We start from the raw sequence: 22487 nt of genomic DNA, 5'->3' as shown, positions 1-22487 counted from the left end.
CTGCCCTTACACCGCACGGATGATGACTTCCATGAGGCCATGCAACTGATCGCGATAACCGGTTCTGGCGGAAGGTGCATCCTCACGAGAGGTCATCACGACGGATAGCCGCCTCGTGGGAACGATATAGAGCATCTGCCCGCCATAACCCCAGGCGTAATAGACCGTTTCGCCCGCCATTTCCTTGATGAACCAGCAATAACCATATCCGTCGCCGTTGAAGACCGAATTTGTGCGCTGCTGCCAGGACTGGTCGATCCAGCCTTGCGAAATCAGTCGCTCGCCCTCCGGTGTCGTCCCGCCACGCCGGTAAAGCTCGCCGAAGGCCAGCAACGATCGCGCCGTCATCGCCATCTGGTTGCCGCCGAGATAGACACCCTGCGGATCACGCTCCCAGCCGCCGATCGCAAATCCCTTGAGCGGACGAAACCAGTCACGCGCCAGAGCAAGCGTCGAGCGGCCGGAGGCCCTGGTCAATATCGCCGAGAGCAGATGCGTGGAACCCGTGGAATAGAGCATGCCGCCGCCCGGTTCTCCGACAAAACCGGAACCCAGCGCCATCCGAACCCAGTTGCGGCTGGCGACCCAGCGGCCGTAATTCGGCCCGGACATGCGCTCCAGACCTGACTGCATGGACAAGAGGTTGCCGATGGTGATCCGTTCCAGCCGGGGATCGGGACTTGGCGGAAAATCGCCGCGCAGAACTGTCGCAATCGGCTGGTCTGCACTCTCAATGATCTTGCGATCAATCGCCATGCCGACCAGCGCCGAAATGATCGATTTCGAGGCCGACTTGATATTGGTGGAGCCATTCACGCTGGCCCCATGATAGGCGCGGCTTGCGACCTCCTCGCCGTCAATGCTGACTAGAACCGTCCTGAGGCTGGAAAGCGCGTCCGCCTCCCTCAGCAACGGATCGAAACGGATGCCATTGCTGGAGCTTTGCGCGCGGGCAAGTTCAGCAAAAGGCAGGGACGCAATGAGGGCGAGTGCGGTTCGTCTTTTCATGTCACTGAGCTAGTAAGCCATACGGCGATGAAAAGAGGTAACTCCGCCAATCACTCCAATGTGACCATATTTCAAGTACCGCATTCCCATACCGCAATTTGATAGTCCACCGGAACCTTCATGAAAACAAGGCGTTGCCATGCATTCCGGAATCGAGATGCGAAGCGCTTGAATCAGTTTCTGATCTTGAGGACTATCGCCCTGCCACAAATGCAAAAGACGGGAAACGATGCCGCAATTGAAATCATCACGCCTTGTCCTCCGACCTTTTAAGATGACGGACTCGCCGCCGCTCGCCCGGCTGACGAACGACCTGCTCATATTGCGCAATCTGCTGCGCACGACCTACCCTTTCGAACCCGATGATGCACGGCGTCTGATCAGGCGCATTGCTGAACGCCGGCTCCCGGTATGGGCGGTGGATGACGGCAGGCTGGTCGGTCTCATCGGCCTTTCAGGCGAATTCGGTCTTTGGCTTGATCGCCGTGTTTGGGGAAAGGGCTACGGAGAAGAAGCCGGACGCCTCGTCATCGATTATGCCTTTCAGCACATGGGCATCAAGACCCTGCATGCCAATCCCCTATTTGACAACAGGGCGTCGCACCGTCTGATGGACAAGCTGGGTTTTGTTGCGACCGGCCGTGCAACTGCCCTTTGCAGGCAACGGAGAAAAGTTGTGCCGCTTCGACCTTATCGGCTCGATAAAGAGTGATCGGCACAAAAAAGCCGCCGTTAATCAACGGCGGCTTTAAAGCATACCACAAATGCGGAAATTACTCCGGCAGAATCCGCACCGCGCCCTTGTCCGCGCTGGACGCAAAGGCCGCATAGGCCTTCAGCGCCGTCGTGACATTGCGCTTGCGCGGTGCTTCCGGCTTCCAGCCCAGCTCTTCCTGTTCGGCGCGGCGCGAAGCCAGTTCCGAATCCGCTACCCTGAGATTGATGGTGCGGTTCGGAATATCGATCTCGATCAGGTCACCCTGACGCACGAGGCCGATTGCGCCGCCCTGCGCCGCTTCCGGCGAGGCATGGCCGATGGAAAGGCCAGAAGTACCGCCCGAAAAACGACCGTCGGTGATGAGCGCGCAGGCTTTGCCGAGGCCCTTGGATTTCAGGTAGCTGGTCGGATAGAGCATTTCCTGCATGCCCGGGCCGCCCTTCGGTCCTTCATAACGGATGACGACGACGTCGCCCGCCTTGACCTCGTTGCCGAGAATGCCCTTCACCGCTGCGTCCTGGCTTTCGTAAACGACCGCCGGGCCGGTGAATTTCAGGATGGATTCGTCAACACCCGCAGTTTTCACGATGCAGCCGTCGAGCGCGATGTTGCCGTAAAGCACGGCCAGACCACCATCCTTGGAGAAGGGCTTTTCGACCGAGCGGATGACGCCGTTGTCGCTATCTGTATCCAGATCGTCCCAACGCGAGGACTGGCTGAAAGCCACCTGTGTCGGCACGCCGCCGGGGGCAGCCTTGAAGAATTCACGCACCGTCTCGCTGTTGGTGCGGGTGATGTCCCAGCGGTCGATGGCATCGCCAAGCGTCGCTTCGTGCACCGTATAGGTATCGCGGTTGATGAGGCCGCCGCGTTCCAGCTCACCGAGAATACGCATGATGCCACCCGCACGGTGAACGTCTTCCATGTGCACGTCCTGCTTGGCAGGCGCCACCTTGGAAAGGCAGGGAACCTTGCGGGAAAGACGATCGATGTCTTCCATGCCGAAATCGACACCGCCCTCATGGGCTGCTGCGAGAATATGCAGAACCGTATTGGTGGAGCCGCCCATGGCGATATCCAGCGACATGGCGTTTTCGAACGCCGCCTTGTTGGCAATCGTGCGCGGCAGAACGGTCTCGTCGTCCTGCTCGTAATAACGGCGCGCCAGATCAACGATCAGGTGACCGGCTTCGACAAACAGCCGCCGGCGATCCGAATGGGTGGCGAGCGTCGAACCGTTGCCGGGCAATGACAGACCCAGAGCTTCGGTCAGACAGTTCATCGAATTGGCGGTGAACATGCCGGAGCAGGAACCGCAGGTCGGGCAGGCCGAACGCTCGATGACCTTCACGTCCTCGTCGGAAATCTTGTCATCTGCTGCCGCAACCATGGCGTCGACCAGATCAAGCGCGACCGTCTTGCCGTGCAGAACGACCTTGCCCGCTTCCATGGGACCGCCGGAAACGAAGACGGCAGGAATGTTGAGGCGCATCGCCGCATTCAGCATGCCGGGCGTGATCTTGTCGCAGTTGGAAATGCACACCATCGCATCGGCGCAATGGGCATTGACCATGTATTCCACCGAGTCAGCGATGATTTCGCGCGACGGCAGCGAATAGAGCATGCCGTCATGGCCCATGGCGATGCCGTCATCAACCGCGATGGTGTTGAATTCCTTGGCCACGCCGCCTGCCGCTTCGATTTCGCGGGCAACGAGCTGGCCAAGATCCTTCAGATGCACATGGCCCGGCACGAACTGCGTGAAGGAATTGACGACAGCGATGATCGGCTTGCCGAAATCGCTGTCCTTCATGCCGGTGGCGCGCCACAGGCCGCGCGCGCCCGCCATGTTGCGGCCGTGGGTTGTCGTTCTTGAGCGATAGGCTGGCATGGTGTTTTCCTCGATCTCATGGCGAAGAGCGCATTGCCGCAAAGGCGGTAAAAATAGCTCCTGCCCTATTTTGCGGTTTTTCTAGCGCAAACCGCAAGCCCTGTCACTGTCACCTTCAGGCAAAACAGTACGGTTCGGTACGGTACGCCGCTTCCCGGTGCAGCAATTCACGCGACCACTTATCACAAATGCGCGATTTCCGCCGCCCGGCCGTTGTTTTTGCACGACGCGCTGAAACATATCTGTGCAGCAGCCGTATAGCCTATCATAATCGATTTATCGCCGATGCACCCGACTTTTGTGGAGGTTGAAATGCCCGCCTATCGTCCGCCCCTGATCGCGGCTACAGAAATCACGCCGAAGAATATCTACCTGTCCCGACGCGGCTTCCTCGGTACGGCGGCAGGACTTGCGGCAATCGGGCTTGGCGGCCGAGAGGCAATTGCCGCTCCGCTTGCGGCGAAACCCGGCGCCTACAAGCTGGATGAAAAGCTCACCCCGCTCGACGCCGTCACCAGCTACAACAATTTTTACGAATTCGGCGTCGGAAAATCCGACCCCAAGGAAAATTCCGGCAAGTTCAAGCCCACCCCATGGACCGTGAAGGTGGATGGCCTTGTCTCCAAACCGCAGGAATTCGGCATCGAAGAGCTGATGAAATATCAGCTCGAAGAGCGTACCTATCGCATGCGCTGTGTCGAGGGCTGGTCGATGGTTATTCCATGGATCGGTTTCCCTCTCGCCGCGCTGCTCGACAAGGTGGAGCCGCTTGGCAGCGCGAAATACGTCTCCTTCGAAACCGTGGTGCGGCCGGAAGAAATGCCCGGCCAGAGCGGTCTGTTCCAGCCTTTGTCCTGGCCCTATGTCGAGGGTCTGCGCCTCGATGAGGCACGCCATCCGCTAACCATCCTCGCCGTCGGCCTTTACGGCGAAACGCTGCCGAACCAGAATGGTGCGCCCATCCGCCTCGTTGTTCCGTGGAAATACGGTTTCAAGGGCATCAAATCCATCGTCCGGATTTCATTGACCGAGAAACAGCCGGAAACGACGTGGAAAAACTCCAACGCCCGCGAATATGGCTTCTACTCTAACGTCAATCCGCATGTGGACCATCCGCGCTGGAGCCAGGCGACGGAACAGCGCATCGGCGAAGGCGGCTTTTTCGGCACCCAGAACCGCCCTACCCTGATGTTCAACGGTTATGACGAGGTAGCAGGCCTCTATAGCGGCATGGACCTGAAAGCGAATTACTGACCATGGCCCTCGCCTTTTCGCTTCCGTCGCTGCCGAAGCGTTATCAGCCGGCGGCTATCTGGTCGCTTTATGCGATCGGCCTCTGTCCGGGCGTCTGGTATTTCTACCTCGCCGCAACCGGTGGTCTCGGCTTCAATCCGGTCAAGGATTTCGAGCACCTGCTCGGCATCTGGGCGCTGCGTTTCCTCTGTCTCGGGCTTCTGGTGACGCCGCTGCGCGACCTGTTCAATATCAACCTCATCGCCTATCGCCGCGCTCTGGGGCTGATCGCCTTTTATTACGTGCTGGCGCATTTCACCGTCTATCTGGTGCTGGACCGTGGCCTGATCATCAGCTCCATCGCCGGCGATATTCTGAAACGGCCCTATATCATGCTCGGCATGGCAGGGCTTACCATGCTCATTCCACTTGCGCTCACCTCCAACCGCTGGTCGATCCGCAAGCTTGGCAGCCGCTGGAACACGCTGCACAAACTCGTCTATCTCGTGCTCATCGTCGGCGTGCTGCATTTCGTGCTGGCGCGAAAATCGATCACGCTGGAGCCGGTATTTTATATCAGCACGATGGTGGTGTTGCTCGGATACCGGCTGGTTCGGCCGTCGATCATGGCGATGAAGAGGGCGAAACGCGCCAGACCCGTCCGGCCATAATGGGGGCGGCCCCAATTCCCGCGATATAACAGACTATATTCCACAGCGAAAAAACACGGCCGAGCAGCAAAGCGCCGGAGGTCGTTGCGCGAAACCCATCCAGCGCCGGGAAATGAACAAGCCGGACGAGTTCCACGAGGATAGCCGCAATAATGGCGGCATGGACCTCATAGCCACGCCAACGGTAGGGAAAGACGGTCGCCAGCAACAGATAAACCATCGCACCCCAGAGCACTGATCCGCCATATTTTACCGCCACGAACGGCAGTCCCACATCGTAACCGAAGGTCCGCAGGCAAAGGCCGCAGACGATCACCGCCATCGCCGCCGCCAGAAACCGGATGCGGGCTAAATAAGATGGGGATACGCGCGGCAGGCCCATACGGCTTCCTTCGGGTTTTCGTATGAAAGGTAACGAACTGAGATCGGGGACGGAAATGAGCACAACAACAAGCCCGGCCGCAAGTCGCCTCTCCGTCTTGGACAATCTGCTCTGCGATACCTATCCCTGGGGCGAACTCAAGGGCATCAGGCGTTTTATCGTAGAGTTTCTGTATTTCGGCATCAAGGAGGCACGGGCCTGCATGTTCGCGGGCTTGTTCTTCGTCTCCATCTTCGTGGTGCCGCATGGCGGCGTGCTCGGCATTCCCCGATATGACGTGCTGCTGATCATTGCGCTCGGCATCCAGTTCTTCATGATCTGGAGCAGGCTCGAAACGCTTGACGAGGCCAAGGCCATCCTGCTGTTCCATATCGTCGGCTTCGCACTGGAAGTGTTCAAGACGTCGAGCGCCATCCAGTCATGGTCTTATCCGGATTTCGCCTACACCAAAGTGCTAGGCGTACCGCTCTTTTCCGGTTTCATGTATGCCGCCGTCGGCAGCTACATCATTCAGGCGTGGCGGCTGCTGGATGTGCGCATTCGCCACTATCCCGCCTACTGGATGGCGACCCTGATCGGTATCGCCATCTACGCCAACTTCTTCACCCATCACTTCATCGGCGATTACCGCTGGTACATCGCCGCCTGCACCATCGGCCTCTATTCCCGCGCCACCGTCGTTTACCGCCCCTATGATCGCGACCGCAAGATGCCTCTGCTTCTCTCCTTCGTCCTGATCGGCTTTTTCGTCTGGCTGGCGGAAAACATCTCCACCTTCTTCGGCATCTGGAAATACCCCGATCAAATCGGCGCCTGGTCCGTCGTCCACATCGGAAAGTGGAGTTCATGGTCGCTGCTGGTCATCATGACCTTTACAATTGTCGCGCACCTCAAGCACATCAAGGGCCGCATCCACGTTCCGGAGTGAGACTATACTTTCCTTCAGGGTTACGTTTGAGCGGATGGTTCGCAGCCCTGAACTATACCTTCGGAACTGAGGCGCTCCCTCCCCCATCAAACCTTTGCGATGGCGGAAGTCCCAACTGCTCCTACTCCCAATAGACGAACGCAAAAAAGCCGGGTGATCTCTCACCCGGCTTTTTAATTCACGACGCCTGAAGGCGTCAGAACTTATGCGGCTTCGGCAGCAGCAGCTTCTGCGGCAACGCGAGCCTTGTCGGCTGCGCCCTTGGCATCAACATCGCGCTCGACGAATTCAACAACGGCGAGAGCCGCGTTGTCGCCCTGGCGGAAGCCGGCCTTCATGATACGCAGGTAGCCGCCGTTGCGGGTTGCGTAACGCGAAGCGATCGCGTCGAACAGCTTGCGAACGGCGTCCTGATCCTTGATCTGCGAGATCGCCTGACGACGAGCGTGCAGGTCGCCGCGCTTGCCGAGGGTCACGAGACGCTCGACGATCGGACGGATTTCCTTCGCCTTCGGAAGGGTGGTTACGATCTGCTCATGGGTGATGAGCGAAGCAGCCATGTTGGCAAACATTGCCTTGCGGTGGCTGGCGGTTCTATTGAGCTTGCGGCCTGAATTTCCGTGGCGCATTGCTATTCTCCTTTAGTGCAGGCTTCCTATCCGGACCTGCCGTTTCCTGGCACATGCAGGTGACTTACCTGCTGTTTGACGGGGAAAGGCAGTCTTTAAAGGGTCTGCCTTTTTGATTGTTAGTACTGGTCTTCGTAACGCTTGGCGAGATCTTCGATGTTCTCAGGCGGCCATGCCGGTACTTCCATACCGAGGTGCAGACCCATGGAAGCGAGAACTTCCTTGATTTCGTTCAGCGACTTGCGACCAAAGTTCGGCGTGCGAAGCATTTCGGCTTCGGTCTTCTGGATCAGGTCGCCGATATAGACGATGTTGTCGTTCTTCAGGCAGTTAGCCGAACGAACCGACAGCTCCAGCTCGTCGACCTTCTTGAGAAGCGCCGGGTTGAACGCGAGTTCGGTAACCGATTCTTCTTCTGCTTCCTTCTGCGGCTCGTCGAAGTTGACGAAGACGCCGAGCTGGTCCTGAAGAATACGAGCGGCGAAGGCAACGGCGTCTTCGCCGGAAACCGAACCGTTGGTCTCGATCGTCATGATCAGCTTGTCATAGTCGAGAACCTGACCTTCACGGGTGTTTTCCACCTTGTAGGACACTTTCTTGACCGGAGAATAGAGGCTGTCCACCGGAATGAGGCCAATCGGGGCATCTTCCGCGCGGTTGCGCTCAGCCGGTACGTAACCCTTGCCGTTGTTGACGGTGAATTCCATGCGGATTTCAGCGCCATCATCAAGCGTGCAGATCACGTGGTCGGGGTTCAGGATCTCGATGTCGCCAACCGTCTGGATATCACCAGCGGTTACGGCACCTGGGCCCTGCTTGCGCACGACCATGCGCTTGGAATCGTCGCCATCCATCTTGATGGCGATTTCCTTGATGTTGAGCACGATATCCGTCACATCTTCCCGAACGCCGGGGATGGAGGAGAATTCGTGCAGGACACCGTCGATCTGCACGGCCGTAACAGCGGCGCCGCGCAGAGAAGACAACAGAACGCGACGCAGCGCGTTGCCGAGGGTGAGGCCGAAACCACGTTCCAGCGGCTCGGCAACGAGCGTTGCCTTGGTGCGGCTGGACGAGGTGAACTCGACCTTGTTCGGCTTGATAAGTTCCTGCCAGTTCTTCTGAATCATCTTTAAACCTTCCGTTCGCCGCCACCATCCAATCGTGACGGACCGAGCATGAAAACACCGAGAGGAACCTAATTCAGTGGTTCATCGGTGGGTTCTTGAGCGCAAGTCCGTCGATCGAAATCGACGCGCACACGCCAGATACACGAAAATTCCGCCTGACCTGGGGAAAGGCGGAATTTCCGAACCACGGTCGCGTCAGACGCGGCGCTTCTTGCGCGGACGGCAACCGTTGTGCGGGATCGGCGTCACGTCGCGAATGGAGGTGATCATGAAACCGGCAGCCTGCAGAGCGCGAAGTGCCGATTCACGACCGGAACCCGGACCGCAAACTTCAACTTCAAGCGACTTCATGCCGTGTTCCTGAGCCTTCTTCGCGCAATCTTCAGCAGCGATCTGGGCAGCGAACGGGGTCGACTTACGCGAACCTTTGAAGCCCTTGGCACCAGCAGACGACCAGGCAATAGCATTGCCCTGTGCGTCGGTGATGGTGATCATCGTGTTGTTGAAGGTCGAGTTGACGTGCGCGACGCCCGACGTAATATTTTTACGTTCGCGACGGCGAACGCGTGCGGCTTCCTTGGCCATTTTATACCTTTCATTGATCTCTTCACCGCCGTAACACCAGCGGCTACACCGGCGATCGACCCGTATCCGAGCTTCACGCCAAACTCAGAAAGGCTGGCGCGGACTGCACCAGCCTCCCCTTTCCGGAGAACCGGAAAATTACTTCTTCTTACCAGCGATAGCCTTCGCCGGACCCTTACGGGTGCGGGCGTTGGTGTGCGTGCGCTGACCGCGGACCGGAAGGCCACGACGGTGACGCAGGCCGCGGTAGCAGCCGAGGTCCATCAAACGCTTGATGTTCATCGACGTATCGCGACGCAGGTCACCTTCGACCTGGTAGTCGCGGTCGATGGCTTCGCGGATCTGAAGAACTTCAGCATCCGTCAGCTGATGAACGCGCTTGTCAGCCGGAAGACCGACCTTGTCCATGATTTCCTGCGCGAATTTCGGACCAATCCCGTGAATGTAGGTCAGCGCAATAACAACGCGCTTTGCAGTCGGGATGTTGACGCCAGCGATACGTGCCACGTCTTTTCTCCTTGGTTCCAGTTGCCATCCGGCAAGTGGTGATTCCATTCGAGCGGCCGAGACCGCCAGTTCAAAATTGATGTCCGCGACAAGTCAAAACGACCGAACCCGGATCTCCCTTCCCTCAGGGAAATCCGCGCCAGTCGCTTGGGATGTCGCGAGTTGGCGCGGTGTTTAACGGAATCAGCGCAAAAAAGCAACCGGCTCCGCCAAGATTCTTTTGCGATCCAAAGGATCAGTCGCCATGCGGAAGCGAGATATGGGCAAGAACACAACAGCCTCGCCCATCCGCTCCATGATCAGGCGGAGGCTTTCTCGAGAACGCGCTCGATGGCCTCGGTGACAGCATCGACGTCAGCCATACCGTCAAGCGTTACGAGTTCGCCCTGTTCGCTGTAATAGGCAGACAGCGGCGCGGTCTTCTCGCGATATTCCGTCAGGCGCTTGCGGAACGCTTCCGGATTGTCATCCGAGCGAACCGTGCCGCCGGCGGCAATGGTTTCAGCCACACGGTTTTCGATTCGGCGAATCAACGCCTCTTCGTCGACCTTGAGTTCGATAACGGCATCTAGGACCAGATTCTTCTTGCGCATGTTGTCTGCAAGCGCCTTGGCCTGCGGAACGGTGCGCGGATAGCCGTCCAGAATAAAGCCCTTGGCACAGTCCGGTGCTTCGATGCGTTCGGAAACGATCTGATTGACGATATCGTCGGAAACAAGCCCGCCGGCGTCCATGACGGCCTTGGCGCGTTTGCCGATTTCGGTGCCCGCGCTGACCGCAGCGCGAAGCATGTCACCGGTGGAAAGCTGCGGGATCCCGTACTTATCAGTCAGGCGCTTGGCCTGGGTTCCCTTGCCCGCACCCGGCGGACCCAAAAATATCAGTCTCATCGTCCCCTCTTTCCTCCACGCAACTTCGACTTCTTGATCAGCCCTTCATATTGCTGCGCGATCAGGTGGCCCTGAATCTGCGCAACCGTATCCAGAGTTACACTGACAACGATCAAAAGCGAAGTACCACCAAGGGCTAATGGAATGCCCGTGCGTGCGATAAGTGTCTCAGGAAGGATACACACGAAGACCAGATAAATCGCGCCGACCACGGTGATACGGGTCAGGACGTAATCAATGTACTCCGCGGTGCGCTCGCCCGGACGAATGCCCGGAATGAAGCCGCCATGCTTCTTGAGGTTATCTGCGGTGTCCTTCGGATTGAAGACTATCGCCGTATAGAAAAACGCGAAGAACGCGATCAGCAGGCCATAGAGCGCCATGAACAGCGGCTGTCCGTGCTGCAGCGACGCGATGATCGAAGTCGCCCAGGCCGGCAGGTTGGTGTTGCCGGCAAAACCAGCAGCCGTTGCCGGCAGAAGCAGCAGCGAAGATGCGAAGATCGCGGGAATGACGCCGGCCGTGTTGAGCTTCAGCGGCAGATGCGAAGTATCGCCCTGGAACATCCGGTTGCCGACCTGTCGCTTCGGATATTGAATGAGCAGACGGCGCTGGGCGCGCTCCACGAAGACGATAAGAGCGATGACACCGATGGCGACCACGACAACCATCAGGATGAGCGGGGTCGAAAGCGCACCGGTACGGCCGAGTTCGAGCGTGCCGGCGAGCGCCTTGGGCAGGCCTGCGGCAATACCCGCGAAGATGATCAGCGAAATACCGTTGCCGATACCACGCGAAGTGATCTGCTCACCGAGCCACATCAGGAACATCGTGCCGCCGAGCAGCGTGATGACGGTGGAAACGCGGAAGAACCAGCCGGGATCGACCACAAGGCCGTTGCCGCTTTCAAGGCCGACCGCAATGCCATAGGCCTGCAGCGTGCCGAGCAGCACCGTGCCGTAGCGGGTGTACTGGTTGATGATCTTGCGGCCGGCTTCGCCTTCCTTCTTCAACGCTTCGAGCGACGGCACGACCGACGTCATGAGCTGCACGATGATCGAAGCGGAGATGTAAGGCATGATGCCGAGGGCGAAGATCGCCATGCGCTCGACAGCGCCACCCGCAAACATGTTGAAAAGACCGAGAATACCGTTGGCCTGGCCACGGAAGGCCTGCGCATAGGCTTCGGGGTTCAGGCCCGGAAGCGGAATATGGGTGCCGAGACGGTAGACGAGAAGTGCGGCAAGAGTAAACCAGAGACGCTTTTTCAGATCCTCCGCCTTAGCGAAGGTCGAAAAATTCAGGTTCGAAGCCAGTTGTTCCGCTGCTGAAGCCATAAATTTCTCCGAATGACCCTTGCCAGCCAGCGCAACCGGCCGATGCGGAAAGGTCTAAAAGATACTGGTCAAAACCGGGCTTCGGACAAATGCGGCTCTCGACCGCCATCATGCCTCACCCTGTTTTTTATGTCCTATCCCCTCCCCTACGGAAGTTCAAGAACTGTGAGGCTCTCCCTGCAGCACTTTCTGCCGCAAGCGGGGCCAAGGAAGCACACCGCGAAGAGATTGCCCTGATGCTCTATAAATCGATTTAGATCGAAAGCACCATAGGCCAGGGAGCGCAAACGCCCGGAGCGACTATGCGCCCCGGGCGTCTGAAGTGTATATATTACTCGGAAGCTTCTACTGCAACAGCGAGAAGCTTGATCGAGCCGCCGGCCTTTTCGATCTTTTCGATTGCAGGCTTGGAAGCGCCGGCAACTTCGAAAGCGACCTTTGCCTTCAGCTCGCCGTCAGCGAGAATGCGAACGCCGTCCTTGGCGCGACGGATGATGCCGGCAGCCTTGAGAGCTGCAGCATCGATCGTTGCGGAAGCGTCAAGCTTCTTGGCGTCGATAGCGGTCTGAATGCGGCCGAGCGATACGACAACATATTCGGAAGCGAAGATGTTGTTGAAACCGCGCTTCGGCAGACGACGGTAGATTGGCATCTGACCGCCTTCAAAACCGTTGATGGCGACGCCCGAACGAGCCTTCTGACCCTTCACACCGCGACCACCGGTCTTGCCCTTGCCGGAACCGATACCGCGACCTACGCGGATACGGTCCTTGGAGGAGCCTTCGTTGTCTCTGATTTCATTGAGTTTCATGATAGGTTACTCCGTCTCACTTCTCGTCAACGACGCGAACGAGATGCTGGACCGCACGGATCATGCCGCGAACCGCAGGAGTATCTTCCAGGGTGCGCTGACGATGCATCTTGTTGAGACCCAGACCGACCAGCGTCTGACGCTGGATTGCCGGGCGGCGAATAGGGCTGCCGATCTGTTCGACCGTAACAGTCTTCTTGGCTTCAGTAGTCTTCTTGGCCATGATCCAGCTCCTTATTCTTCAGAAGCGTTGCCGGAGGCGGCACGACGAGCCTGAAGCGTCGCATACTTGAGACCGCGCTGTGCAGCGATGTCCTTCGGATGAACCTGATGCTTCAGAGCGTCGAACGTTGCGCGAACCATGTTGTACGGGTTCGAAGAACCGGTCGACTTGGCAACAACGTCGTGAACACCCAGGGTTTCGAAAACAGCGCGCATCGGGCCACCGGCGATGATACCGGTACCGGCCTTGGCCGAACGCAGCAGAACCTTGCCTGCGCCGTGACGGCCATTGACGTCGTGATGCAGCGTGCGGCCATCGCGCAGCGGAACGAAGATCAGATCGCGCTTGGCGCTCTCGGTAGCCTTACGGATGGCTTCCGGAACTTCGCGAGCCTTGCCGTGACCGAAGCCAACGCGGCCCTTCTGGTCGCCGACGACGACGAGAGCGGCGAAGCCGAAGCGACGGCCACCCTTAACAACCTTTGCAACGCGGTTGATCGCGACCAGCTTGTCGACGAATTCGCTATCGCGCTCTTCACGGTTCTGGCGATCGTCGCGAGAACCTCTTTTTTCCTGTGCCATTGTCCTTGTCCTTTTTCTTTTACGGGTGGAACGGCAAACGAAAAGACCACCGGCCTCTTTGAGGAGACCCGCATGGCCCGGTGAAATTCCGCCCGGATCGTTGTCCGGGCGGAAAAAAATCAGAAGTTCAGACCGCTTTCGCGGGCAGCGTCTGCCAGGGCCTTGATGCGGCCGTGATAGATGAACGCGCCACGATCGAATACGACATCCTTGACGCCAGCCTTGACGCCACGCTCGGCAACCAGCTTGCCTACGACAGCTGCTGCTGCAACGTCGGCGCCAGTCTTGAGCGAGCCGCGCAGATCTGCTTCGAGCGTGGAGGCAGACGCAAGCGTCTTGCCAGCAACGTCATCGATGATCTGGGCGTAGATGTTCTTCGACGAGCGATGAACCGACAGGCGCGGGCGGCCGTTGGCAACCGCCTTGATCTGGCGGCGCACACGGCTCGCGCGACGTGCAAGTGCTTCTTTCCTGCTAGCCATTTCGCGTGATCCTTACTTCTTCTTGCCTTCTTTGCGGACAATACGCTCTTCAGCGTACTTCACGCCCTTACCCTTGTAGGGCTCGGGACCGCGGTATTCGCGGATTTCCGCGGCTACCTGGCCAACCTGCTGCTTGTTGATGCCGGAAACGATGATTTCCGTCGGCTTCGGAACGGCAATGGTGATGCCGACCGGCGGCTCGTAAACCACGTCGTGGGAAAAGCCGAGAGCCAGCTGCAGGTTCTTGCCCTGCATGGCGGCACGGTAACCGACGCCGTTGATTTCGAGTTTGCGCTCGTAACCGTCCTTAACACCCTTGAAGATGTTCTCGATCATCGTGCGGGACATGCCCCACTTCGAACGAGCTTCCTTGGTGCCGTTAGCCGGCGTTACGGAAACGCCGTTATCTTCGAGCTTCAGCTGAATGTCGTCGTTAGCGACGAAAAACAGTTCACCCTTCGGGCCCTTCGCAGTGACCTTCTGGCCGTCGACATTGGCCGTCACACCTGCGGGAACCGGAACGGGCTTTTTACCGATACGAGACATTATTCAATCCTGTCTGTTCGTTATGGAGATCCTTGCTCGGGTCTTAGAAGACCGAGCAAAGAACCTCGCCACCAACGTTCTGTTCGCGAGCCTGGTGATCGGCCATCACGCCCTTCGGGGTCGAAAGGATGGTGATGCCGAGGCCGTTCGCGACCTGCGGAATGGACTTTACCGAGACATAAACCCGGCGGCCCGGCTTGGAAACGCGGCCGATCTCACGGATCACGGACGCGCCTTCGTAGTACTTCAGCTCGATCGTGAATTCGGACTTGCCGTTTTCGAAATCGACCTTGGAATAACCGCGAATGTAGCCTTCAGCCTGCAGCACGTCGAGAACGCGTGCGCGGAGGCTGGAAGCAGGCGTGCTTACCGCAGACTTGCGGCGAGCGGCACCATTGCGGATGCGGGTGAGCATATCACCCAAAGGATCAGTCATGGTCATGTGCCCGTCTCCTTACCAGCTCGACTTGACAATGCCCGGCACCTTGCCGGAATTGCCCAGCTCACGAAGCGCGATACGCGACATCTTGAGCTTGCGATAGAACGCGCGCGGACGGCCCGTTACTTCGCAGCGGTTGCGGATACGCGTCTTCGAGCCGTCACGCGGCAGCGAAGCGAGCTTCAGAGTGGCCTTGAACCGGTCTTCGATCGGAAGGGACTGGTTCATCACGATCGCCTTCAGTGCAGCGCGCTTGGCGGCCTGCTGGGCGACCGACTTGCGGCGGCGCTTGTTCTTTTCAACTGCGCTTGTTTTCGCCATATCGGAGTTCCTTTTCTACGCTCGTCGTTACGGTTAGTGACGGAACGGGAAGTTGAACTCTGTCAGCAGAGCCCGAGCTTCGTCGTCCGACGTCGCCGTCGTGCAAACGATGATGTCCATGCCCCACATCTGATCAACCTTATCGTAGTTGATCTCAGGGAACACAATGTGTTCCTTGATGCCCATGGCGAAGTTGCCACGGCCGTCAAAGCTCTTCGGGTTCAGGCCCCGGAAGTCGCGAACGCGCGGCAGCGCGATGTTGACCAGACGATCAAGGAATTCGTACATGCGTGCGCCACGAAGGGTAACCTTCGCACCGATCGGCATGCCTTCGCGAACCTTGAAACCAGCGATCGAGTTGCGAGCGCGGGTAACGACCGGCTTCTGGCCAGCAATTGCAGCCAGATCGGCGGCAGCAATCGTGGGCTTCTTGGAGTCGGCAGTTGCCTCGCCAACACCCATGTTGATCACGATCTTTTCAAGCTTCGGGATCATCATCACGTTGGCGTAGGAGAACTTCTCCTGCATGGCGCCACGGATACGGGAAACGTATTCCGTCTTGAGACGCGGCTCGTACTTATCAGCCATCGATCACTTCTCCCGAACGCTTGGCCACGCGGACCTTCTTGCCATCCACAACAGAGAAACCAACGCGGGTCGGCTTGCCATCCTTGTCGACGATGGCGATGTTGGAGATGTGCAAGGATGCTTCCTTGTTGATGATGCCGGCTTCCTGTGCCTGGGTCTGGCGCTGGTGACGCTTCACCATGTTTACGCCACGCACAACGGCACGGTCTTCTTTCGGCATCACCTGGATTACTTCGCCGGTACGGCCCTTGTCCTTACCGGTCAATACGACAACTTTGTCGCCTTTACGAATTTTCTGCATCGCTATAGCTCCTTACAGCACTTCTGGAGCCAGCGAGATGATCTTCATGTGGTTCTTGGCGCGAAGTTCGCGCGGAACCGGTCCGAAGATACGGGTGCCGATCGGCTCTTTCTTGTTGTCGATAAGAACGGCTGCGTTGTTATCGAAACGGATGACGCTGCCGTCAGCGCGACGGATGTCCTTGGCGGTGCGAACGACAACCGCCTTCATCACGTCGCCCTTCTTGACGCGGCCGCGCGGAATAGCTTCCTTGATGGAAACGACAATAATGTCGCCAACAGAAGCATATTTGCGCTTCGAGCCGCCCAGCACCTTGATGCACATGACACGACGTGCGCCGGAATTATCCGCCACGTCGAGGTTTGTTTGCATCTGAATCATGTCAGGTCGCCTTCTTGTTGTTACCGGAACGGTTGGGCAAACTCTCCCGAGCGAGCCCCCTGCCCCAGCTTATGAATATATCTTCGTCTTGCGCGGAAATGTCGTGACAGGGTGGTTTCCCGAAGGACCTTCCGTGCGCATCAAAGCAAAAGACGCTCGATTCACGAGCGTCCTTGCGGTGCTTCATACAGGAATTCGCGCCAAGTTCAAGAGACCTGGCGCGATTCTGATGAAATTAAGCCTGGGCGGATACAACCGTCCAGCGCTTGTCCTTGGAGATCGGTGCGCATTCCTCGATGGAAACGACATCGCCGACCTTATACTGATTGTTCTCGTCGTGTGCCTTGTACTTCTTCGAACGACGAACGGTCTTCTGAAGCAGCGGGTGAGCGAATCGACGCTCAACACGAACTACGACAGTCTTCTCGTTCTTGTCGGACACTACGACGCCCTGCAGAATGCGTTTCGGCATATTATTTTTCCTTAGGCCTTGGCTTCTGCCGCCTTCTGGCGGGCAATGGTTTTAACGCGGGCGATATCCTTGCGGACTTCGTTGATGCGCGAGGACTTCTCCAGCTGACCAGTTGCCTTCTGGAAGCGCAGGTTGAACTGCTCCTTCTTCAGATCGGCGAGCTTGTCCTTGAGCTGGTCGGCGCTGAGGCCGCGAACTTCATCGGCTTTCATGTGCCTTGCTCCTTACTCTGCGATGCGCTGTACGAAGCGCGTCTTGACCGAGAGCTTGGCAGCGCCGAGACGAAGCGCCTCACGGGCGATCTCCTCGGTAACACCGTCGATCTCGAACATCATACGACCGGGCTTGACCTTGCATGCCCAGTAATCGACCGAACCCTTGCCCTTACCCATACGAACTTCGGTCGGCTTGGCCGTAACCGGAACGTCGGGGAATACGCGGATCCACACACGACCTGCGCGCTTCATGTAACGCGTGATCGCGCGGCGGGCCGCTTCGATCTCGCGTGCATTCACGCGGTTCGGTTCCTGCGACTTCAAGCCGAATTCACCGAATGCCAGGTCAAAGCCGCCCTTGGCGACGCCTTTGATGCGTCCCTTGAACTGCTTACGGTACTTAGTACGCTTTGGCTGCAACATTTTCTTACTTCTCCGAGCTTATCTTTCGCCAGCGTCAATCAAGCGTTTTCGCGACGACGATCGGAACGATCGCCACGCTCACGGCTTGCAGGGCCCTGTGCGTCGCCTTCGAGACCGCGACGCTCAGAAGCCATCGGATCGTGCTCAAGGATTTCGCCCTTGAAGATCCAGACCTTGATGCCGCAGATACCGAATGCGGTTTCAGCTTCGGCTGTGCCGTAGTCGATGTCCGCACGCAGCGTGTGCAACGGAACGCGACCTTCGCGGTACCATTCGGTACGAGCGATTTCTGCACCACCGAGACGGCCGCCGCAGGTGATCTTGATGCCTTCGGCGCCAAGACGCATTGCGGACTGAACAGCACGCTTCATCGCACGGCGGAAAGCCACGCGGCGCTCGAGCTGCTGAGCGATCGACTGGGCAACCAGCGTCGCGTCGATTTCCGGCTTGCGCACTTCAACGATGTTGAGGTGCGTTTCGGAGTTGGTCATCTCGGAAAGCTTCTTGCGAAGCTTCTCGATGTCTGCACCCTTCTTGCCGATGATCAGACCCGGACGAGCCGAGTGGATCGTGACGCGGCACTTCTTGTGCGGACGCTCGATGACGACCTTGGCGATGCCGGCCTGCTTGAGTTCCTTGATCAGGTAAGCCCGGATCTTCAGGTCTTCATGCAGAAGCTTGCCGTATTCAGCGGTGTCAGCGTACCAGCGGCTGTCCCAGGTACGGTTGATGCCGAGGCGGAAGCCAATCGGATTGATTTTCTGACCCATTATGCGGCCTCCCCTTTTTCCTCAACTTCACGAACAACGATCGTGAGGTGAGAGAACGGCTTTTCAATGCGGGAAGCACGACCACGGCCACGGGCGTGGAAACGCTTCATGGTGATGGACTTGCCAACATAGGCCTCGGCGACGACGAGAGCGTCGACGTCGAGGTCATGGTTGTTTTCCGCATTGGCAATTGCAGATTCGAGCGTCTTCTTGACGGTGCCTGCAATGCGCTTGCGGGAGAATTCGAGCTCGGCGAGAGCGCGATCAACCTTCTTGCCACGGATAAGAGCGGCAACCAGGTTCAGTTTCTGGGGGCTGACGCGGAGCGTACGGGCAATGGCCTGAGCCTCATTGTCCTTCAGCCGGCGTTCGGTCTTAGCCTTCGCCATGATTACTTCCTCTTTGCCTTCTTGTCCGCGCCGTGACCGTAATAGGTACGGGTCGGAGAGAATTCACCGAACTTGTGTCCGACCATGTCTTCGTTGACGGAGACGGGCACATGCTTGCTGCCGTTGTAGACGCCGAACGTCAGACCAACGAACTGCGGCAGGATCGTGGAGCGACGGCTCCAGATCTTGATTACTTCGTTACGTCCGCTCTCGCGCACCTTCTCAGCCTTGGTGAGAAGATAGCCGTCAACAAACGGACCTTTCCATACTGAACGAGCCATTAGTGACTACCTCTCTTACTTCTTACGCTGATGGCGCGAGCGCATGATGAACTTGTCGGTCGACTTGTTCGAACGGGTGCGCTTGCCCTTCGTGGGCTTGCCCCACGGAGTAACCGGGTGGCGACCACCCGACGTGCGACCTTCACCACCACCGTGCGGGTGGTCGACCGGGTTCATGACGACGCCGCGAACGTGCGGACGCTTGCCACGCCAACGCGAACGACCGGCTTTACCGTCGTTGATGTTGCCGTGATCCGAGTTCGAAACAGCGCCGATCGATGCGAGGCAGGAGCCGTGCACCAGACGCTGTTCGCCCGAGTTGAGACGCAGGATGGCCATACCGGCATCGCGGCCGACGAGCTGGACATACGTACCGGCGGAGCGAGCGATCTGACCGCCCTTGCCCGGCTTCATCTCGACGTTGTGGATGATCGAACCAACAGGAATGTACTGAAGCGGCATGGTGTTGCCGGGCTTCACGTCCACTGCCTTGTCGGAGGCGATCACCTTGTCACCGGCAGCGAGACGCTGTGGCGCGAGAATGTAAGCCTGTTCGCCGTCGGTATACGTAACCAGCGCGATGAACGCGGTGCGGTTGGGGTCGTATTCCAAACGTTCAACGGTGCCTTCAACGTCGAACTTGCGACGCTTGAAGTCAACCAGACGGTAGGTCCGCTTGTGACCGCCACCCTGGAAACGGACGGTGATCCGGCCCTGGTTGTTACGGCCACCCTTGGAGCTGAGGCCCTGGGTGAGAGCCTTTACCGGCTTGCCCTTGTAGAGCGAAGCGCGGTCCACGATAACCAGCTGACGCTGGCTCGGCGTGGTCGGATTGAAACTTTTCAATGCCATATTCTTGTTCCCTTTTGGGTCTTTGCCCGCTTGGGCCTAACCTTTAGAGTCCGGTGGACACGTCGATGGATTGACCTTCGGCGAGCGTAACGACGGCTTTCTTGACGTCCTTAAGCTTACCGGCGAACCCACGGAAACGACGGGTCTTACCCTTGCGGATAAGCGTGTTCACAGCCGTGACTTTGACGCCGAAGAGAGCTTCCACGGCAGCCTTGATTTCAGGCTTGGAAGCGCTTTTGGCGACGTTGAATACGACCTGGTTCTGTTCGGATACCAGCGTCGACTTTTCCGTGATCGAAGGAGATACGATCACATCGTAGTGGCGAAGATCCGTCATTTGAACCGCTCCTCCAGAGCCTCTACAGCAGCCTTGGAAAGCACCAGCTTGCCACGGCGCAGGATGTCGTAAACATTGATGCCCTGTACCGGCAGAACGTCCACATTCGGGATGTTCTGAGCAGCGAGCTTGAAGTTGCCATCAAGTTCGGCGCCACCGATGACGAGAGCGTTGGTCAGGCCAAGCGAAGCGAAGCTGCCCAGCAGAGCCTTGGTCTTTGCTTCGGACGCGACGAGCTGATCGACGATGATCAGTTCTTCAGCCTTCAGCTTTGCAGACAGGGCGTGACGCAGAGCAAGCGCACGAACCTTCTTGGGAAGGTCATGTGCGTGGCTGCGAACGACCGGGCCGTGGGCCTTGCCGCCGCCGCGGAACTGCGGTGCGCGAGCCGAATGGTGACGAGCGCGGCCCGTACCCTTCTGCTTGTACATCTTCGCGCCGGTGCGGGAAACTTCCGACCGGTTCTTGGACTTGTGGGTTCCCTGCTGCTTCTTTGCAAGCTGCCAGCGAACCATACGGGCCAGGATGTCCTGGCGGGGGTCGAGGCCGAAGATCTCATCCGACAGAGAAACCTTGCCGGCGTCTTTTCCCTCGAGGGTTTTGACGTTCAATTCCATGATAAGGCTCCCTTACTTCGCAGCCGACTTGACGGCGTCGCGGACGATGATCCAGGAACCCTTCGAGCCGGGAACTGCACCCTTCACGAGGATGAGGCCACGGTCTTCATCGGTCGAAACGACTTCGAGGTTCTGGGTCGTAACGCGCGTCTGGCCCATATGACCAGCCATGCGCTTGCCCTTCCAGACGCGGCCCGGATCCTGGTTGTTACCGGTCGAACCGTGTGCACGGTGCGATACGGAGTTACCGTGCGAAGCGCGGCCACCACCGAAGTTGTGACGCTTCATAGCACCGGCAAAACCTTTACCGATCGTGGTTCCAGTGACGTCGACCAGCTGGCCGGACTGAAAATGATTTGCGGTCAGTGTTGCACCGATGTCGATCAGGTTCTCGGGGGAAACCCGGAACTCGACGAGCTTGGCTTTCGGCTCGACGTTGGCAGCGGCAAAATGACCGCGAAGCGCCTTCGTCGTGTTCTTGACCTTGGACTGGCCGGCACCGAGCTGAACTGCGGTGTAGCCATTCTTGTCTTCCGTGCGCTGGGCAACGACTTGTACGTTATCCAGTCGCAATACTGTTACAGGGATATGTTCACCTGCGTCGTTATAGACGCGTGTCATACCCACTTTCTGTGCAATCACACCTGAACGCATTGGTTCATCCTCTTGCGAGCCTTGAAGGGAAAACCCTCTCTGGCCTTTGTTAAGGAGTGCCCTTCGACATCTCACGATGTTTCCGGTCTCCGGTTTGGAAGTCGTTGGATTTCTCCACGTACCTTCCTTGTTATTGGCCTTCACCCGAGGGTGAAGCCCGGCCTTGTTACTTCAGCCCTCACCTTGGATGGATCGGGCCGGGTCTTAGAGCTTGATTTCCACGTCAACGCCAGCAGCGAGGTCGAGCTTCATCAAAGCATCGACAGTCTGCGGGGTGGGGTCAACGATATCGAGAAGACGCTTGTGCGTCCGCATTTCGAACTGTTCACGGCTCTTCTTATCAACGTGGGGAGAGCGGTTGACGGTAAACTTTTCGATGCGGGTGGGGAGCGGAACCGGGCCGCGAACGCTGGCGCCGGTGCGCTTTGCGGTCGACACGATTTCACGGGTAGAGGCATCGAGGATCCGGTGATCGAACGCCTTGAGGCGGATACGGATATTCTGGCCGTTCATTCGTCTTGTCCTTGTTCTTTGTTATTCGTTTCCGCACGCGGAAACACATGAACTTCTATTGATCGTGGCGCCGCAGATTTTCAAAAATCGAGAGGGATGAGCGTTACACCCCAATCATTTCGGTAGTCTGTATTGCTAAAAACACCGCGCTCCGCAATCGCTTGCGAATCCAGCGGTGATTGTGAGTGCGCGTTTACGCGCTTTCACCGAATTTTTCAAGCACTAAAAATGCAACGCCGCCAGGCTTTTTACTAAAAGGCCGGCGGCGGTGTTGTTCACACCGCCGCCAGTCAGAATTTCAATGGTCGAAATTACTCGACGATCGAGGCCACGATGCCGGCGCCGACGGTACGGCCGCCTTCGCGGATAGCGAAGCGCAGCT

The 22487-nt window shown here is 58.0% G+C and carries 35 protein-coding genes; 4 read left to right on the top strand and 31 right to left on the bottom strand.

The genetic code is table 11. The features are described 5' to 3' along the window. Positions 1 to 6: 6 nt before the first annotated feature. On the bottom strand, positions 7 to 1008 hold the full coding sequence (locus tag AC5I5B_RS01130; RefSeq protein ID WP_112958745.1) for a serine hydrolase domain-containing protein: 1002 nt from the start codon (positions 1006 to 1008) through the stop codon (positions 7 to 9). Positions 1009 to 1237: 229 nt separating this feature from the next. Here AC5I5B_RS01130 and AC5I5B_RS01125 point away from each other — a divergent pair, with 229 nt between their 5' ends. Then, on the top strand, positions 1238 to 1720 hold the full coding sequence (locus tag AC5I5B_RS01125) for a GNAT family N-acetyltransferase (protein ID WP_111835047.1): 483 nt from the start codon (positions 1238 to 1240) through the stop codon (positions 1718 to 1720). A gap of 61 nt (positions 1721 to 1781) precedes the next feature. Here the strand turns inward: AC5I5B_RS01125 and ilvD are convergent, their stop codons facing one another. Then, entirely contained in the window at positions 1782 to 3617 is a 1836-nt protein-coding gene (gene ilvD / locus AC5I5B_RS01120) for a dihydroxy-acid dehydratase (protein WP_003507800.1), read from the bottom strand. A 312-nt stretch (positions 3618 to 3929) separates the two neighbouring features. On the opposite strand from ilvD, the gene msrP reads away from it, so the two are divergent. Further along, complete coding sequence (msrP, locus tag AC5I5B_RS01115) at positions 3930 to 4871, top strand: protein-methionine-sulfoxide reductase catalytic subunit MsrP (protein ID WP_111835046.1); 942 nt, start codon at positions 3930 to 3932, stop codon at positions 4869 to 4871. A 2-nt stretch (positions 4872 to 4873) separates the two neighbouring features. Beyond that, a complete protein-coding gene (msrQ, locus tag AC5I5B_RS01110; RefSeq protein ID WP_111835045.1) occupies positions 4874 to 5521 on the top strand; it encodes a protein-methionine-sulfoxide reductase heme-binding subunit MsrQ in 648 nt (215 codons plus the stop codon). Here msrQ and AC5I5B_RS01105 read toward each other — a convergent pair. After that, positions 5475 to 5903 (bottom strand): ribosomal maturation YjgA family protein, encoded by a 429-nt coding sequence (locus AC5I5B_RS01105; protein WP_112958746.1) that lies wholly within the window; start codon positions 5901 to 5903, stop codon positions 5475 to 5477. The genes msrQ and AC5I5B_RS01105 overlap by 47 nt on opposite strands. A 55-nt stretch (positions 5904 to 5958) precedes the next feature. Here AC5I5B_RS01105 and AC5I5B_RS01100 point away from each other — a divergent pair, with 55 nt between their 5' ends. Next, positions 5959 to 6831 carry a DUF817 domain-containing protein gene (locus AC5I5B_RS01100; RefSeq protein ID WP_111835043.1) on the top strand — a complete coding sequence of 291 codons (873 nt, stop codon included), beginning with the start codon at positions 5959 to 5961 and terminating at the stop codon, positions 6829 to 6831. 203 nt (positions 6832 to 7034) lie between these two features. Here AC5I5B_RS01100 and rplQ read toward each other — a convergent pair whose 3' ends face one another. The 28 genes from rplQ to AC5I5B_RS00960 all read right to left on the bottom strand — a co-directional run. Further along, a complete protein-coding gene (gene rplQ, locus AC5I5B_RS01095) occupies positions 7035 to 7460 on the bottom strand; it encodes a 50S ribosomal protein L17 (RefSeq protein ID WP_003495230.1) in 426 nt (141 codons plus the stop codon). Between the two features lie 119 nt (positions 7461 to 7579). Next, complete coding sequence (locus AC5I5B_RS01090) at positions 7580 to 8590, bottom strand: DNA-directed RNA polymerase subunit alpha (protein ID WP_003495228.1); 1011 nt, start codon at positions 8588 to 8590, stop codon at positions 7580 to 7582. Positions 8591 to 8785: 195 nt separating this feature from the next. Next, positions 8786 to 9175, bottom strand: a complete 390-nt coding sequence (gene rpsK / locus AC5I5B_RS01085; RefSeq protein ID WP_003495225.1) for a 30S ribosomal protein S11 — start codon at positions 9173 to 9175, stop codon at positions 8786 to 8788. 138 nt (positions 9176 to 9313) lie between these two features. Continuing rightward, a complete protein-coding gene (gene rpsM, locus AC5I5B_RS01080) occupies positions 9314 to 9682 on the bottom strand; it encodes a 30S ribosomal protein S13 (RefSeq protein WP_003507791.1) in 369 nt (122 codons plus the stop codon). 299 nt (positions 9683 to 9981) lie between these two features. Next, a complete protein-coding gene (locus AC5I5B_RS01075; protein WP_003507790.1) occupies positions 9982 to 10572 on the bottom strand; it encodes an adenylate kinase in 591 nt (196 codons plus the stop codon). Beyond that, positions 10569 to 11909 carry a preprotein translocase subunit SecY gene (gene secY / locus AC5I5B_RS01070; protein ID WP_003507789.1) on the bottom strand — a complete coding sequence of 447 codons (1341 nt, stop codon included), beginning with the start codon at positions 11907 to 11909 and terminating at the stop codon, positions 10569 to 10571. The genes AC5I5B_RS01075 and secY overlap by 4 nt, the downstream gene beginning before the upstream one ends. A 331-nt stretch (positions 11910 to 12240) precedes the next feature. After that, on the bottom strand, positions 12241 to 12720 hold the full coding sequence (rplO, locus tag AC5I5B_RS01065; protein ID WP_003507788.1) for a 50S ribosomal protein L15: 480 nt from the start codon (positions 12718 to 12720) through the stop codon (positions 12241 to 12243). 16 nt (positions 12721 to 12736) lie between these two features. After that, on the bottom strand, positions 12737 to 12943 hold the full coding sequence (rpmD, locus tag AC5I5B_RS01060) for a 50S ribosomal protein L30 (RefSeq protein ID WP_003495212.1): 207 nt from the start codon (positions 12941 to 12943) through the stop codon (positions 12737 to 12739). An 11-nt stretch (positions 12944 to 12954) separates the two neighbouring features. Further along, a complete protein-coding gene (gene rpsE / locus AC5I5B_RS01055) occupies positions 12955 to 13524 on the bottom strand; it encodes a 30S ribosomal protein S5 (RefSeq protein ID WP_003495208.1) in 570 nt (189 codons plus the stop codon). Positions 13525 to 13643: 119 nt separating this feature from the next. Continuing rightward, positions 13644 to 14006 carry a 50S ribosomal protein L18 gene (gene rplR / locus AC5I5B_RS01050; protein WP_003507787.1) on the bottom strand — a complete coding sequence of 121 codons (363 nt, stop codon included), beginning with the start codon at positions 14004 to 14006 and terminating at the stop codon, positions 13644 to 13646. 12 nt (positions 14007 to 14018) lie between these two features. Next, positions 14019 to 14552: a 50S ribosomal protein L6 gene (gene rplF / locus AC5I5B_RS01045; protein WP_003495204.1), complete on the bottom strand. Its 534-nt coding sequence runs from the start codon at positions 14550 to 14552 to the stop codon at positions 14019 to 14021. Between the two features lie 43 nt (positions 14553 to 14595). Beyond that, positions 14596 to 14994 carry a 30S ribosomal protein S8 gene (gene rpsH, locus AC5I5B_RS01040; RefSeq protein WP_003507786.1) on the bottom strand — a complete coding sequence of 133 codons (399 nt, stop codon included), beginning with the start codon at positions 14992 to 14994 and terminating at the stop codon, positions 14596 to 14598. A 12-nt stretch (positions 14995 to 15006) separates the two neighbouring features. Next, on the bottom strand, positions 15007 to 15312 hold the full coding sequence (gene rpsN, locus AC5I5B_RS01035; protein ID WP_003507785.1) for a 30S ribosomal protein S14: 306 nt from the start codon (positions 15310 to 15312) through the stop codon (positions 15007 to 15009). Between the two features lie 33 nt (positions 15313 to 15345). After that, positions 15346 to 15900 (bottom strand): 50S ribosomal protein L5, encoded by a 555-nt coding sequence (rplE, locus tag AC5I5B_RS01030; protein ID WP_003507784.1) that lies wholly within the window; start codon positions 15898 to 15900, stop codon positions 15346 to 15348. Continuing rightward, entirely contained in the window at positions 15893 to 16201 is a 309-nt protein-coding gene (gene rplX, locus AC5I5B_RS01025) for a 50S ribosomal protein L24 (protein WP_003495200.1), read from the bottom strand. The genes rplE and rplX overlap by 8 nt, the downstream gene beginning before the upstream one ends. A gap of 12 nt (positions 16202 to 16213) precedes the next feature. Beyond that, positions 16214 to 16582 (bottom strand): 50S ribosomal protein L14, encoded by a 369-nt coding sequence (gene rplN / locus AC5I5B_RS01020; RefSeq protein WP_003495199.1) that lies wholly within the window; start codon positions 16580 to 16582, stop codon positions 16214 to 16216. A 235-nt stretch (positions 16583 to 16817) separates the two neighbouring features. Next, positions 16818 to 17054, bottom strand: a complete 237-nt coding sequence (rpsQ, locus tag AC5I5B_RS01015; RefSeq protein WP_003495195.1) for a 30S ribosomal protein S17 — start codon at positions 17052 to 17054, stop codon at positions 16818 to 16820. Between the two features lie 11 nt (positions 17055 to 17065). Then, on the bottom strand, positions 17066 to 17266 hold the full coding sequence (gene rpmC, locus AC5I5B_RS01010; RefSeq protein WP_003495193.1) for a 50S ribosomal protein L29: 201 nt from the start codon (positions 17264 to 17266) through the stop codon (positions 17066 to 17068). 12 nt (positions 17267 to 17278) lie between these two features. After that, positions 17279 to 17692 (bottom strand): 50S ribosomal protein L16, encoded by a 414-nt coding sequence (gene rplP / locus AC5I5B_RS01005; RefSeq protein ID WP_003507774.1) that lies wholly within the window; start codon positions 17690 to 17692, stop codon positions 17279 to 17281. Positions 17693 to 17730: 38 nt separating this feature from the next. Next, the gene (rpsC, locus tag AC5I5B_RS01000; RefSeq protein WP_003507773.1) at positions 17731 to 18462 is read right to left on the bottom strand and encodes a 30S ribosomal protein S3; all 732 of its coding nucleotides are present in this window, start codon (positions 18460 to 18462) and stop codon (positions 17731 to 17733) included. Continuing rightward, positions 18462 to 18851 carry a 50S ribosomal protein L22 gene (gene rplV / locus AC5I5B_RS00995; protein WP_003495184.1) on the bottom strand — a complete coding sequence of 130 codons (390 nt, stop codon included), beginning with the start codon at positions 18849 to 18851 and terminating at the stop codon, positions 18462 to 18464. The genes rpsC and rplV overlap by 1 nt, the downstream gene beginning before the upstream one ends. 2 nt (positions 18852 to 18853) lie before the next feature. Beyond that, positions 18854 to 19132, bottom strand: coding sequence for a 30S ribosomal protein S19 (rpsS, locus tag AC5I5B_RS00990; RefSeq protein ID WP_003507772.1), 279 nt, complete (start codon positions 19130 to 19132; stop codon positions 18854 to 18856). A 15-nt stretch (positions 19133 to 19147) separates the two neighbouring features. Beyond that, the gene (rplB, locus tag AC5I5B_RS00985; RefSeq protein ID WP_003507771.1) at positions 19148 to 19984 is read right to left on the bottom strand and encodes a 50S ribosomal protein L2; all 837 of its coding nucleotides are present in this window, start codon (positions 19982 to 19984) and stop codon (positions 19148 to 19150) included. Between the two features lie 43 nt (positions 19985 to 20027). Next, complete coding sequence (locus AC5I5B_RS00980) at positions 20028 to 20321, bottom strand: 50S ribosomal protein L23 (protein WP_003495178.1); 294 nt, start codon at positions 20319 to 20321, stop codon at positions 20028 to 20030. Continuing rightward, entirely contained in the window at positions 20318 to 20938 is a 621-nt protein-coding gene (gene rplD, locus AC5I5B_RS00975; RefSeq protein WP_003495173.1) for a 50S ribosomal protein L4, read from the bottom strand. The genes AC5I5B_RS00980 and rplD overlap by 4 nt, the downstream gene beginning before the upstream one ends. 12 nt (positions 20939 to 20950) lie before the next feature. Continuing rightward, the gene (gene rplC, locus AC5I5B_RS00970; RefSeq protein WP_003507769.1) at positions 20951 to 21592 is read right to left on the bottom strand and encodes a 50S ribosomal protein L3; all 642 of its coding nucleotides are present in this window, start codon (positions 21590 to 21592) and stop codon (positions 20951 to 20953) included. Between the two features lie 204 nt (positions 21593 to 21796). Continuing rightward, a complete protein-coding gene (gene rpsJ / locus AC5I5B_RS00965; protein WP_003507767.1) occupies positions 21797 to 22105 on the bottom strand; it encodes a 30S ribosomal protein S10 in 309 nt (102 codons plus the stop codon). 311 nt (positions 22106 to 22416) lie between these two features. Then, positions 22417 to 22487 (bottom strand): EF-Tu C-terminal domain-related protein (locus AC5I5B_RS00960; protein WP_143541087.1); only part of this gene is annotated, 71 nt, incomplete at its 5' end.

This window comes from Agrobacterium sp. (assembly GCF_059499945.1).
Note: the sequence above shows the minus strand (reverse complement) of the source record. Positions and strands in the feature narration are given on the sequence as shown.